This is a genomic window from Vibrio barjaei (assembly GCF_001639065.2).
GTDB classification, from domain to species: Bacteria; Pseudomonadota; Gammaproteobacteria; order Enterobacterales; family Vibrionaceae; genus Vibrio; species Vibrio barjaei.
Genome location: NZ_LQXO02000029.1, coordinates 18,971 through 30,925, shown reverse-complemented (window position 1 = coordinate 30,925; position 11,955 = coordinate 18,971). Strand labels below are relative to the sequence as shown.

Below are 11,955 nucleotides of genomic sequence, written 5' to 3'. Positions count from 1 at the left end.
TGGTTTTTCAATGTGAATAGCATTCGACGGTTACCTGATATATTATCAGCGCCATCAATTACCATTTTGAACGTCAAACCATGATTACCGCTGTTTTAACCCTTCTAGCGCCTGCTTTAACGGTAGCTCTGCTTATCCTGACCTTAATACTGGCAAAAGGCGATATCTGCCCAGGTCAACGCGGACGTATCCACAAGTTATTTCCTGCTATCGGAATTTTGTGGTTGGCAATCGCATCATTAAAGGTTGAGGCGTTTCTTGTGGTGTTCGCGGTGTTTTACTTCTATTCCCAAGTTAAAACTGGCAAAACGCGAGAGAAAGGCCCTTTTTGGGTAGTGCATTTAGCCAATGGTTTCAGTATTGCGTTTGCGGGTATCATTGTTGCTCAACAGCCAAATTTAGCTCAGTCTCTTTCTCTAATTTGTTCTGGCCTACTGCTAGGTACTGCTTTTGCTCACCTGCTTTTGACTATCGCGAGAACGCGCTTACAGGCGTTTCATCGTATTTTGCCTGTCTCTGGGGTGATCTTTTCAATGCTTCTTGCGGTGAGCTTTGTCGTAAATGCTTACCAGTGGGAACCAGAAATCGTCACTCAATACACGTCTGCTGTAGTCAGTTCATTGGTGATGCTGGTGGTTGGAATAGTTATTTGGAGCTGGCACATCATTCGTCATAGCACGCCAACCAAAGGTCAATTGACGATCGCTTTTCTTAGTTTAATGGTTACTAACGTCGGGTTGTTACAACTCTATTGGCTGGCGTAATCTGCCACTTAGGTCACTTTCTATTTTACTAAATCAAGCTAGTCTTTAAAGGCTAGCTTTTTTTATGGAGTACGATTATGGATTTAAGTAACGTGAGCCGTTTTGATAGCATTATCTTGTTGGGCATCGTTAATGAAAAGCTTCGTTTGGAATGTGATTCGTTCGAAGAGCTTGTTAGCATGTACGAAATGGATGTAGAAGGGGTTGTTGGTAAACTAGATATGCTGGGTTATCAATATGATCCGTTAACCAATCAGTTTAAAGCGTATGAACGCTAACTCCAGTTCAGCGGGCAGTCGTGGCGAATCCAATGTATGAAACAAGGGAAAGTGAGTCGATTCACTCTCCCTTGTGATCCTCTATCCGCAGCACTTTTTGTATTTCTTGCCGCTGCCACACACGCATGGGTCGTTTCTGCCAACCTTGAGCGCTTGCGTGGTGAGTGGGCGAGGCGGAATAGAATCGTCTAATTCACCATCGATGTAATACCATTGATCGTTTTCAAAAAGGAAGCGAGATCGTTCAGCAAGACAATATTCAAAGCCGTCTTCTTCAAGATAAGCTTCAAAAGACACGAAACCTTCATATTCATTCGTTCCGTTCTCTATACCAGTAACGTCGAGCTTGGTCCAATTGCTATTAATTGAATCAGCGATTGAACTGCGTTCAGCTTCGGCATCGCAGCTAGGATGATAAGTGGCGACAACAAAGTCGACATTTTTCGTCTTATGAGCACTAAACCGAGCGCGCATAAGCTGTTCAGGCTTTTTCGCTTTGCGAACGTCTTGGTGTATCGGTAGGCAGCACGACTCAAACGGTGCATCGTTACCGCAGTAGCATGATGTCATAAAAAATCCAAATTAAGCGTGGGTGTGGTATTCCGTTTCGATCGCTAATAGATCTTCGGTCCATTTGATGGCTTCATCGTAATATTTAGCTAACATCTCGTCATTGAGAGCCAGTTTATCTCGGCAGGCAATCACTGTCGTCCAATCTGCCGCTTCATAAGCCTTCACCAAGGTTAAGATGTTACCAAGTGTGCCTTGTTTGGTCACAAGGGCACTTTTAACCAGGTTATCGATTGGCATCTTTTGAACCAACTCTTCAAGAGGTTGATCGAATAACGAATCAAGTAACGAGAACATGCCAGTCAGAAAGCCCAATCCATCATCTAAGTTGGTGTTCATATCACTAAGCAATAATTCACAAAAACGGGCACGCTGAATCGATAAGCTATATAAGCTGTCAGGCTTATCGTCTTGTGTTGAAGTGATCGCGACTAACGAGATGAATTTTCTTAGGCGATCCTCCCCGAGATAGACCAGAGCTTGTTTGAATGATTTTATCTCTGCTCGTATCAGATAAGAGGCGTTGACAAATGTGAGTAGCTTATATGAGAGCGTTACATCTAGAGAGATGAGTCTCTCAAGCTCATCATAATTGATATTCGGGTTTGAAATCTCTTTACATAGCTGAACTACAGTCAAGAAGGAAGGTTTGATCTGTTTTCTTCTTATCAGCTGAGGGCGGCTAAAAAAGTAGCCTTGAAACTGGGTGAAACCAACTTGCTTCGCGAGCTCAAACTCTTCATAGGTTTCTACCTTTTCTGCAAGAAACACGATGTTTTGATCCTTGAGGCGCTCGATCAAAGTCTCAGCTTTCGACAAAGAGTATTGGCGAATGTCGATCTTGATAATCGAAGTATACGGCAAGAATGGTAGCCATTCTTTACGCGGCACAAAGTCATCAAGCGCAATGGTATAGCCTGCTTTCGACATCTTCTTTATCGCGGCCAGAAGTTCAGCGGTGGGCTCGCAACTTTCTAAGATTTCGATCACCAAGTTATCTTTAGGGAACAGGGTCGGGACCAAATTCACTAAACTCTGGTAGGGAAAGTTAACAAAACCTAGCTTATCACCAATAGTACTGTAGTGAGTTGCAAGGAAATGCTCAGAAAGCAGACGGTTTGTCGCCAACTCTGGATCGATATCTGGAAAGGTATTGTTCGGCCCGTCTCTAAATAGCAACTCATAGCCAACGGTCTTCTGTTCGCTATTTAAAATAGGTTGCCGAGCAATGTAGGAGTATTTCAAATTTTGCATCGTGATCTCAAAAACGTTGGACTATCTTAACGTTTTATTGCAGTCCTTGACTAATTATATGTCGAATTTTCTGCGGTTTGGCTCATGCTTTAAGCAAAACGGCGTACTTCTAAATGTTGCGACTCTGGTGTACAAACCAAAACAGATCCTTGTTGGTACCAGTCACCAAGTACGATGCGTGTGTAAGGCTTATTATCAACCTCGAATTGGTGAACATTAGGTCGGTGTGTGTGACCGTGAATCATCAAGTCGGTTCCGCATCGCTTCATCAGAGTTTCCACTTCTGATTGAGTGACATCCATGATATCGAGCGATTTTTGTGCTTTCACATCACGAATATCGCCTTGGATTCTATTTACAATATGACGTCTTGTAAAGAATGGGAGCCGATTAAATATCCACTGTAACCAAGGCATATGAACCTTAGCTCTGAATGCCTGATACTTGTGATCTTCGGTGCATAACGTATCGCCGTGAAGGATCACGGTTTTACGACCATAAAGATCAATCACACTATGTTCATCAAGTAGTTTTATCCCTGTTTCTTTGCAAAAACGTTTGTTGAGTAAAAAATCACGATTTCCTTGGATGAAATAGCAGGGGACACCTGATTGAGTGAGAGTTTTGAATTCTGCTTTGATCGCTTGCGCAAAATCAGAGGGGTCATCATCACCAATCCAGAAATCAAACAGATCGCCCAACACGTAGAGTGCTTCTGCGTGAACCGCTTCTTCGCGCATAAACTTAACGAAACAATCCGTTATTTGGGGCTGAGAGGGAGAAAGATGGAGGTCGGAAATAAATAGTGTAGTCATAGTTGAATTAGGGAGGGCATTGCCCTCCCTTGAACGATTATTCGTGAATCGTAGTACCAGTGATGATCACTTCTTCTAGCGGTACGTCTTGGTGCATACCCATAGAGCCTGTGCTCACGCCTTTGATTTTGTTTACGATGTCCATGCCTTCAACAACTTCACCGAATACACAGTAACCCCAACCATCTAGGCTTTCTGAGCGGAAGTCTAAGAAAGTGTTGTCGTTTACATTGATGAAGAATTGAGAACTAGCAGAATGCGGTTCCATTGTACGAGCCATTGCTAAAGTGCCTACTTTGTTGCTTAGACCATTGTTAGCTTCGTTTTTAATTGGTGCGCGAGTAGCCTTCTCTTTAAGGCCAGACGTCATACCGCCACCTTGAATCATGAAACCATCGATAACACGGTGAAAGAGCGTGTTGTCGTAAAAACCATCGCGGCAGTACTGAGCAAAGTTAGCACTCGTTTCTGGTGCTTTTTCTTCGTTTAGCTGAATTTTAACGTCGCCGAAATTAGTATGAAGGGTGATCATGATGAATACCTATTCTGTGTTTTTATGTTAGAGACAACGATTCTAGCCTAACTGTTGTCACAAGCAAACGTCGAAATCCGGTTATCTGACATTATTGCGGGCGTTTTTATGCTAACTCGATTGGAGATAGCTCATTCTGCACGCAAAATGCAAGATTTATTCGCTTAATGACTCCATTATGACAAGGATTATGGTTATAATCGCCGTTACTTTTTAAACGTAATAATCCAGATAGAGATCATGTTAAAAATATACAACACACTGACGAGACAAAAAGAGGAATTCAAACCTATCCATGCAGGCAAAGTCGGCATGTATGTCTGTGGGGTCACTATTTACGATCTCTGTCATATCGGCCATGGTCGTACTTTTGTATCTTTCGATGTGGTTTCACGTTACCTTCGTTACGTTGGTTACGATTTGAAATTCGTGCGTAATATCACTGATATCGATGATAAAATTATCAAGCGCGCTAACGAAAATGGTGAATCGTGCGAGTCGTTGACTGAACGCCTTATCGGTGAAATGCACGCGGACTTTGATGCGCTAAATATGAAGCGTCCAGATGTGGAGCCTCGTGCCACTGAATTCATTGCGGAAATCATTGAGCTAGTTGAAAAACTGATCGAACGCGGCTTTGCCTACGTTGCCGATAACGGTGACGTTATGTTTGAAGTATCGAAGTTCGATGAATACGGTAAGCTTTCAAAGCAAGATCTTGACCAGCTTCAAGCAGGTGCTCGCGTTGATGTTGAGAGTGCGAAGCGTAGTCCATTGGATTTCGTTCTTTGGAAAATGTCTAAGCCAGGTGAGCCTACTTGGGAATCGCCATGGGGACCTGGTCGCCCAGGTTGGCACATTGAATGCTCAGCAATGAACTCATCGATTCTAGGCAATCACTTCGACATTCATGGCGGTGGCTCAGACCTTCAATTCCCACACCATGAGAATGAAATTGCTCAATCTTGCTGCGCACACGATACACAATACGTGAACACATGGATGCACAGCGGTATGGTGATGGTTGATAAAGAGAAAATGTCTAAATCTCTTGGGAACTTCTTTACAATTCGCGATGTGTTAGGTCATTACGATCCAGAAACGGTGCGCTATTTCTTAATGTCTGGCCACTACCGTAGTCAGCTAAACTACAGTGAAGATAATCTAAACCAAGCACGTTCAGCACTTGAGCGTCTATACACTTCACTTCGTGGTTTGGATTTAGATGCAGAACCAACGGGTGGAGAAGAGTACGTGACTCGCTTTACCGCTGCCATGAACGATGACTTCAACACACCTGAAGCGTACTCAGTGCTATTTGACATGGCACGTGAAATCAACCGTCTGAAAACGGTGGATTTAGGTCAGGCGAGCCAACTTGGTGCGCTAATGCGTGAACTGGCCGATGTTATCGGTATTCTTCATCAGGATCCGGAAGCTTTCTTGAAAGGTGATGCAGGCGATAACGATGAGGTGGCTGAAATTGAAGCTCTGATTAAGCTACGTAACGACTCTCGTGCATCGAAAGATTGGGCGAATGCTGATATGGCACGCGACAAGCTGACGGAAATGGGCATTGTTCTAGAAGATGGTCCTGAAGGCACGACGTGGCGTCGTAAATAATTTCTCGTAGCCCTTGCATGCAAGGGCTTCTTTTTAAGTTTTGAATTTGGTGTAACACTTTGGCTCAGATGTACTTCTATTACTCAGCAATGAATGCGGGTAAGTCGACAACTCTTCTTCAGTCTTCTTTCAATTACCAAGAACGAGGAATGAACCCTCTTATCTTCACTGCCGCACTTGATGATCGTTATGGCATTGGTAAGGTTAGCTCACGTATTGGACTTCAGTCTGAAGCTCAGCTTTTCCAGCCAGATTCCAATTTGTTTGATGAAATCGCAACGCTGAATGCCGAGACTAAACGACACTGTATCCTTATTGACGAATGTCAGTTCTTGTCAAAGGAACAGGTTTATCAACTGACAGAAGTGGTTGATAAGCTGAACATTCCAGTCCTATGCTACGGTTTGAGAACAGACTTCTTGGGTGAGTTATTTGAAGGAAGTAAACACCTACTGGCGTGGGCGGATAAATTGGTCGAGCTAAAGACAATTTGCCACTGTGGTCGTAAAGCTAATATGGTAATCCGAACCGATGAAGACGGTAAAGCTATCGCAGAAGGTGACCAAGTAGCGATTGGTGGTAATGATAAATATGTCTCAGTTTGCCGTCAGCATTATAAAGAAGCGCTGGGTAAGTAAGGCACATCATGAAAGTAAAAAAGGAAGCGTAATGCTTCCTTTTTTAGTAGTGGGCTATCCAGTAATCTATAGCGCATCAAGCGTATGATGGTATTTGAAGTGATAACCCAGTCCTTGTAGTTTTTCACTAGAGATAGTTTTGTCAGGCTCTGAGTTCACTAAATTCAACGAGGTATCTAAACCTACCGAACGCAAGGCTGCACGATAAAAGGTCACTTTGTCGCAGGTCTCTGGTGTGGTGGCGTTAACCACGCTCGCATCCACATGTTCTAAACAAAAAATAATCGAACCAACAGCGTCGTCAAGGTGCAGCATATTGGCGGATGCTTGATCACTCACAGTCTTGAGTTTCGAAGCAAATCGAGATGGATGACGATTCGGACCAAACAAACCACTGCAGCGCACGATGACATAATCTAGGGTCGAGTTTCTAACGTGTTCTTCTGCAGTGAGCATAATAATAGACTTAGCGCTAAAGTCTTCTCTGCCTTTCGCTATCGGTAGCCTAGCCATATCTTCAGTCATGATCTCAGCTCGCTCTGGATAAACAGAGCTAGAGCTAATCATGATGATCTTTTCCACACCTATTCGTTTTGCCACTTGAACAAGTAGGGCCCATTGAGAAGCGTATAGCGCACCGCCTCCTTGCCTAAAACCAGGAGGAAAACAGCCAACAATCACCTTTATCTGCTTCTTGATGAGTTGATCTGTAAGTGCCAGCTCCTCTTCTTCTGAACGGATAGCATTCAAATCCAAACAGAGACTATCCATACCCGCTTGGGTGATTTCAGCCACGCCTTCAACGCTGGTTCTTGTTGCTATAACCTTGTAGCCTCGGCTTTGCAGAGCATGGGCTAGTGGCAGGCCAAGCCAACCAGCTCCTACGACGAGTATTTGCTTTTCTGTCATGTTATACATCCTCGAAACGGTGTCGAAGTAATTCTCGCAGTCGCTTATGACCGGCATCTTTACTCTTACTTGAGTGTTGGATTAAATCAATGTTGGTGATTGCGGATATCTTTTCAAATTCTATCGGAACCTGCACTAACTTACCTTGAGCAAGCGCTTCTTTTGCCATATAGGAAGGGGCATAGGTCCACCCAAATCCTGCGAGACACCATTCGATAATCATAGCGTAGCTATCGGAGTACCAAACATCGGGGCTAAGCACTTGATGAAAGCTACTCTTTTGAGAACTTCTCGAGCTGACGACAAGCTGTCGGTGCAAACTCAACATTTCAAGATGGGGAGTAACAGTTTTAGCGAGCGGGTGCTCTGAAGATACAAAAATGTCGAACTCGAAATCCCCAACATGTTCAAAGTCTAATGAGAAGGGGATAACGTGTTCGCCATAGACTAAGCCTGAAGTTGCTCTACCTGATTGAACCATTTCGATAATATCGATACTGGAGGCAAGTAAACATTCCAATTGCAGAGACGGAAACTCTTCCGAAAGTGTTTTGAGTATTGGAGTGATTCTTTCCAGTGGAATACCTTCATCTACCGCTAAAACGATAGGTTGTATCTCATCATGTCCCAATGTGTCGACTAAATCCGCAAGACGCTGATGTTGGGTAATTGCTGCGCGAGCATAGGGAAGTAGTTTATTACCAGCTTCGGTAAGAATTGGATAACGACCACTTCGATCAAAGACATCAACACCACAATCGATCTCGAGATTCATGATGTTTTGACTAACAGCAGATTGAACCTTGCCAAGCTTGCGTGCTGCAGCGGAAAAAGAACCGGTTTCAACCGTGGTAATAAATGCTTCTAACTGTTCGATGCTAAACATATCAGGTTTCCTGATGTTATCTCGTTTTCGTCTTGTTAAAGCATAACGGATAATGGCTTTATTGGTAAACGATGTTTCAAATTTACAGGGTAACTTAATGAATAATAAAGAAAGAATATTTCATGCTATTCTATTTGAGGCGTTAGCATTAGCTATCATAATTCCTATTGCATCTATAGCTACAGGTAGTAAATCAATGCAACTAATGATTGTAGGTGTTGGCATGAGTTTGTTCACCGTGGTATGGAACTATTTCTATAATGTATTGTTTGATAAATATATTCCAGGTGAGAGGAGTAAGCGTTCCTTGCTTGTGCGTATCGGTCATGCAATAGGATTTGAAGCAGGATTGATCGTGATGACCATACCGGCCATCGCTTGGTTCTTACAGGTTTCATTGCTGACTGCTTTGATTATTGAAGCTGGTTTTCTGGTGTTCTTTTTCTTTTATACGACTGGATTTAATTGGGTGTATGACAGATGGCAGCCCTATCGTCGTCTTTTTTTAGCCTAAGAGGTAGGAGTTAATTGCAGCGGCAATGATATGCCGCTGCTAGAGACATTTCACGTTAGTGCTAAGACGTTAAGACACGAAGAACTTTGTCTGCGTGCTCCGCCACTTCAATTCCCTCGTCCGTAAGGTAGCCACCGTCAGGTAGGGTACAGAGTCCTTTATCGAATAATCGTTGGACTGCTTCTTGCATCTCTTTGCTAGCATCTTGATGGACCTTGATGCCTGTTGCTGCGCTGCTTAAGTCAAATTGCAATAACAGGTTCATTTCAGAAAGATGCGCTGGAGTGAATTTCATAGATTTGCCTCTTGGTTGAGATTCTCCACTCAACATAGTGGGGATTGAATGAGTTGACAATCACGCAGTTAATAAAGTGTTAGCTTGCGCCGCCTTCTAAAGGAAAACGGTAAATTTTTGTTATTAAGTGGATGAAATATAATCACTTAGGGCTCTATGTGATGTATTTTAGTGAGTAATTTGAATATAGTTCGTAGGTTATGGCCTGTCGATTCGATAGGACGATTTTTCTTGGTCCATATGATGAAACCAAGTTATTAGGAGAGTAGATGTCTACACGCAATTTGGCTGTTGTATTAATGTGTGTTTTGGGCGTTGCATCGTGCGCGAGTACCCCAACGGCTAATGAATCCCATGCCAACTTGACGCCGGAAGAGGTTCGTCAAACAAGAAGTAGGGTATTTAGTGAGATTTCAGACACCTATGCCGAGTGGTCGAAGAAATTGGAAGGCGCGGATGCGCTTCGAATTTACGCGCCAGAAAACTACCGCGATATGATGTCATCTTGGAAAAGTGCGCATGATCTATTCATAGAAATGCGTAAGGACCCGACGCAAGTTGATGCGAAGCATTCCGTCTTTTCTAGTGAGACGTATGCGGTCGGTTTCCGAGATCGCATTAATTCTGTGGAATATAACTATAAGGCAATTCAAGGTCTCAAAAAGCAAGCGGATGTCTTGCTCGCGCCAGCAATGAGTCAAATGACCTACCTTAATAAAATAGAGGCTGGCAAGTATTTCAGACATGCGATGAACAACTTAAATCGCGATTATCAGCGCCTGTTTGAGTATTTAGTCGTATCTGAAACCGAGCACGCTGAGAGCTATCAAGAGACATTCATTAATAACGCCGTGGCACTTGAAGTTCGCGTAATTGATGCCATGTACGTCAAGCCATTGGAGCAGCGATTGGCTGATCTAAGTCGGTTAAAATACAATACTCTAGCGCCGGTGAGCTTTGGCTATGTAGAGCAGGGGACGGCTGAATTGGCGAAGTATGTTGCCAAGTCACCGCGAAGTTTTACCGAGATAGAGCATCAAGTCGATCAGATCAACTTTCAGTTTCGACGTCTCGAAGCGGTTGTCGTTGAGGTAAATAAGTTGATTAATGTCGATAAATCTCAATTTGAGCCTATGGTGCTAGAGGCTGAATCACGTTTGCACAAGATATCCTCCGTGGCAAAGGGTAATGATTATCGAGATCAATCTCTTGCAGCGCAATCTGAACGTATTGCTCATGATGTTGAACAGTTGCGAAAGGCGGATCGCTCTGAAGCGCTACAGAAAGAAAATCAACTACTGAAGCAGCAAATAGCGTTGTTACAAGAGCAAAATACTGAAGGAGATTCGGTCGATACTCAGTTAGCACTAGATCGAGCAGAGAAGAATCAGACAGAAATTGAAGCCTTGAAGAAATTGGTTTCCGCACTTCAAGAGAAATCGGACAAATCTTAACGGCTTGTCTTAAAGTCTCACGCCCTTAAAACTAACGCCGCATTACGCGGCGTTTTTTTATCAGTTATCTTCATTACCGATATCCAAGTTCAACATTTTCAATAGTGAAATATAAACACTTATTTTTGAAAATAGACGAGTGATCCTTGTCACATAAACCTTAATGCGGATTCATTTTCCACCTGTCAAGAAAAACGCAATTAAAGTGCTAAATAGATCTTGCTTTATCTATTGATTGGGGCGATTATCCGCGCCCAGTTGACATGTAACCAAATATGTATAGAGCAAAATGGAAATGAATCAGTTTGATGCCTTATTGCCACCACAAATGGCAGAACGTGCGGCCGAGGCCGGTGTAGGTAAAGCAACAAAAGACCCAATGAAGTCTTTTCTTTTGGCGATTACTGCAGGTCTGCACATAGGTATCGCATTTATATTTTATACAACCATTACAACGGGTGCTGGTGACCTTCCTTGGGGTATCACTCGCTTTCTTGGTGGACTGGCGTTCAGTTTAGGTTTAGTACTGGTAATTATCACTGGTGGAGAACTCTTTACCAGTTCGGTTCTGACGTTAGTGGCTCGTGCTAGTGGCAAGATTACATGGCGCTCGCTGTTCAAAAACTGGTTCGTTGTTTATTTTGGCAATATGCTAGGGGCGTTGCTTCTTGTTGGAATCATGCTTACAGCAAAACAGTATATGTTTGATGCAGGGCAAGTGGGATTGAACACCATGCATATCGCTCAGCACAAACTGCATCATGGTTTCTGGCAAGCTGTTGCACTTGGTATTATGTGTAACGTACTGGTATGCGTAGCTGTCTGGATGACGTTCAGTGGCAGAACCTTAACTGACAAAATTATTGTGATGGTTTTGCCAGTGGCGATGTTTGTCTCTGCGGGCTTTGAACACTGTATTGCGAACTTATTTCAGGTACCAATGGCGATCGGTATTAAGAACTTTGCGTCGCCAGAGTTTTGGCAAATGATTGGCGCGAATCCTTCCGACTTTGCAGATTTGAATGTTGTTACGTTTGTCGTCAACAATTTGATTCCGGTAACACTGGGCAACATTATCGGCGGTGGTGTTTTCGTCGGTATGCTTTACTGGTTGATCTACTTAAGAGATTAAATAACGGACTCATTGTAGAAAAGCGCCTTTTGGCGCTTTTTTTGTGTCGGTCTAAATGGCTTTAAGATATAGCTATTCTTTTGGTGTTGCTGCCTTCCATAAAAAAGGGAATGTCAGCCATTATGTCCTTAAGCTCTTCAGGTTCGTGAATGAGCCAGTTTTTAGCCTCGTTATCTATATCGTCTTCAAATTCCATGTTATTCGGCATGGGTTCCTTCCTCTCTCGATAATACGAACTGCGTTAAGTCACCGCCCATGTGTGTTTCCATTTAGGAGTGACTGTTTAGAACA

Annotated in this window: 15 protein-coding genes; 7 read left to right on the top strand and 8 right to left on the bottom strand. The window is 43.3% G+C overall.

Annotation, left to right across the window (positions count from 1 at the left end; translation table 11 throughout):
* Positions 1-80 precede the first annotated feature (80 nt).
* Both AWH66_RS14075 and AWH66_RS14070 read left to right on the top strand, forming a co-directional pair.
* Positions 81-764: a hypothetical protein gene (locus AWH66_RS14075; RefSeq protein ID WP_063604441.1), complete on the top strand. Its 684-nt coding sequence runs from the start codon at positions 81-83 to the stop codon at positions 762-764.
* A 77-nt stretch (positions 765-841) separates the two neighbouring features.
* Positions 842-1,042 carry a DUF4250 domain-containing protein gene (locus AWH66_RS14070; protein WP_006074412.1) on the top strand — a complete coding sequence of 67 codons (201 nt, stop codon included), beginning with the start codon at positions 842-844 and terminating at the stop codon, positions 1,040-1,042.
* A gap of 81 nt (positions 1,043-1,123) precedes the next feature.
* Here AWH66_RS14070 and AWH66_RS14065 read toward each other — a convergent pair whose 3' ends face one another.
* The 4 genes from AWH66_RS14065 to AWH66_RS14050 form a co-directional block, all read right to left on the bottom strand.
* Entirely contained in the window at positions 1,124-1,612 is a 489-nt protein-coding gene (locus tag AWH66_RS14065; RefSeq protein ID WP_063604443.1) for a YchJ family metal-binding protein, read from the bottom strand.
* A gap of 12 nt (positions 1,613-1,624) precedes the next feature.
* Positions 1,625-2,857 carry an EAL and HDOD domain-containing protein gene (locus AWH66_RS14060; protein ID WP_063604466.1) on the bottom strand — a complete coding sequence of 411 codons (1,233 nt, stop codon included), beginning with the start codon at positions 2,855-2,857 and terminating at the stop codon, positions 1,625-1,627.
* A gap of 98 nt (positions 2,858-2,955) precedes the next feature.
* Positions 2,956-3,681 carry a UDP-2,3-diacylglucosamine diphosphatase gene (lpxH, locus tag AWH66_RS14055; RefSeq protein WP_063604444.1) on the bottom strand — a complete coding sequence of 242 codons (726 nt, stop codon included), beginning with the start codon at positions 3,679-3,681 and terminating at the stop codon, positions 2,956-2,958.
* A 37-nt stretch (positions 3,682-3,718) separates the two neighbouring features.
* Positions 3,719-4,213: a peptidylprolyl isomerase gene (locus AWH66_RS14050; protein ID WP_006074416.1), complete on the bottom strand. Its 495-nt coding sequence runs from the start codon at positions 4,211-4,213 to the stop codon at positions 3,719-3,721.
* Between the two features lie 240 nt (positions 4,214-4,453).
* Between AWH66_RS14050 and cysS the strand changes: the two genes are divergently transcribed.
* Both cysS and AWH66_RS14040 read left to right on the top strand, forming a co-directional pair.
* Entirely contained in the window at positions 4,454-5,836 is a 1,383-nt protein-coding gene (cysS, locus tag AWH66_RS14045; protein ID WP_063604445.1) for a cysteine--tRNA ligase, read from the top strand.
* A 59-nt stretch (positions 5,837-5,895) separates the two neighbouring features.
* Positions 5,896-6,474, top strand: a complete 579-nt coding sequence (locus tag AWH66_RS14040) for a thymidine kinase (protein WP_006075116.1) — start codon at positions 5,896-5,898, stop codon at positions 6,472-6,474.
* A gap of 66 nt (positions 6,475-6,540) precedes the next feature.
* Here AWH66_RS14040 and AWH66_RS14035 read toward each other — a convergent pair whose 3' ends face one another.
* Positions 6,541-7,383 (bottom strand): NAD-dependent epimerase/dehydratase family protein, encoded by an 843-nt coding sequence (locus AWH66_RS14035; RefSeq protein WP_063604446.1) that lies wholly within the window; start codon positions 7,381-7,383, stop codon positions 6,541-6,543.
* Between the two features lies 1 nt (position 7,384).
* A complete protein-coding gene (locus AWH66_RS14030) occupies positions 7,385-8,269 on the bottom strand; it encodes a LysR family transcriptional regulator (protein WP_063604447.1) in 885 nt (294 codons plus the stop codon).
* A gap of 97 nt (positions 8,270-8,366) precedes the next feature.
* On the opposite strand from AWH66_RS14030, the gene AWH66_RS14025 reads away from it, so the two are divergent.
* On the top strand, positions 8,367-8,783 hold the full coding sequence (locus AWH66_RS14025) for a PACE efflux transporter (RefSeq protein ID WP_063604448.1): 417 nt from the start codon (positions 8,367-8,369) through the stop codon (positions 8,781-8,783).
* A 61-nt stretch (positions 8,784-8,844) separates the two neighbouring features.
* Here AWH66_RS14025 and AWH66_RS14020 read toward each other — a convergent pair whose 3' ends face one another.
* Positions 8,845-9,078 carry a TIGR02647 family protein gene (locus AWH66_RS14020; RefSeq protein WP_063604449.1) on the bottom strand — a complete coding sequence of 78 codons (234 nt, stop codon included), beginning with the start codon at positions 9,076-9,078 and terminating at the stop codon, positions 8,845-8,847.
* Between the two features lie 269 nt (positions 9,079-9,347).
* On the opposite strand from AWH66_RS14020, the gene AWH66_RS14015 reads away from it, so the two are divergent.
* Together AWH66_RS14015 and focA are read left to right on the top strand one after the other, a co-directional pair.
* Positions 9,348-10,532 carry a hypothetical protein gene (locus tag AWH66_RS14015; protein ID WP_063604450.1) on the top strand — a complete coding sequence of 395 codons (1,185 nt, stop codon included), beginning with the start codon at positions 9,348-9,350 and terminating at the stop codon, positions 10,530-10,532.
* Between the two features lie 289 nt (positions 10,533-10,821).
* Positions 10,822-11,664, top strand: a complete 843-nt coding sequence (gene focA / locus AWH66_RS14010; RefSeq protein WP_063604451.1) for a formate transporter FocA — start codon at positions 10,822-10,824, stop codon at positions 11,662-11,664.
* A gap of 61 nt (positions 11,665-11,725) precedes the next feature.
* Here the strand turns inward: focA and AWH66_RS25950 are convergent, their stop codons facing one another.
* On the bottom strand, positions 11,726-11,872 hold the full coding sequence (locus AWH66_RS25950; protein WP_167360959.1) for a hypothetical protein: 147 nt from the start codon (positions 11,870-11,872) through the stop codon (positions 11,726-11,728).
* Between the last annotated feature and the right edge of the window lie 83 nt (positions 11,873-11,955).

Coding starts and splice junctions, on each gene's coding strand:
- AWH66_RS14075 (WP_063604441.1), top strand. CDS start 81: ATGATTACCGCTGTTTTAACCCTTCTAGCGCCTGCTTTAACGGTAGCT.
- AWH66_RS14070 (WP_006074412.1), top strand. CDS start 842: ATGGATTTAAGTAACGTGAGCCGTTTTGATAGCATTATCTTGTTGGGC.
- AWH66_RS14065 (WP_063604443.1), bottom strand. CDS start 1,612: ATGACATCATGCTACTGCGGTAACGATGCACCGTTTGAGTCGTGCTGC.
- lpxH (WP_063604444.1), bottom strand. CDS start 3,681: ATGACTACACTATTTATTTCCGACCTCCATCTTTCTCCCTCTCAGCCC.
- AWH66_RS14050 (WP_006074416.1), bottom strand. CDS start 4,213: ATGATCACCCTTCATACTAATTTCGGCGACGTTAAAATTCAGCTAAAC.
- cysS (WP_063604445.1), top strand. CDS start 4,454: ATGTTAAAAATATACAACACACTGACGAGACAAAAAGAGGAATTCAAA.
- AWH66_RS14035 (WP_063604446.1), bottom strand. CDS start 7,383: ATGACAGAAAAGCAAATACTCGTCGTAGGAGCTGGTTGGCTTGGCCTG.
- AWH66_RS14030 (WP_063604447.1), bottom strand. CDS start 8,269: ATGTTTAGCATCGAACAGTTAGAAGCATTTATTACCACGGTTGAAACC.
- AWH66_RS14025 (WP_063604448.1), top strand. CDS start 8,367: ATGAATAATAAAGAAAGAATATTTCATGCTATTCTATTTGAGGCGTTA.
- AWH66_RS14020 (WP_063604449.1), bottom strand. CDS start 9,078: ATGAAATTCACTCCAGCGCATCTTTCTGAAATGAACCTGTTATTGCAA.
- AWH66_RS14015 (WP_063604450.1), top strand. CDS start 9,348: ATGTCTACACGCAATTTGGCTGTTGTATTAATGTGTGTTTTGGGCGTT.
- focA (WP_063604451.1), top strand. CDS start 10,822: ATGGAAATGAATCAGTTTGATGCCTTATTGCCACCACAAATGGCAGAA.
- AWH66_RS25950 (WP_167360959.1), bottom strand. CDS start 11,872: ATGCCGAATAACATGGAATTTGAAGACGATATAGATAACGAGGCTAAA.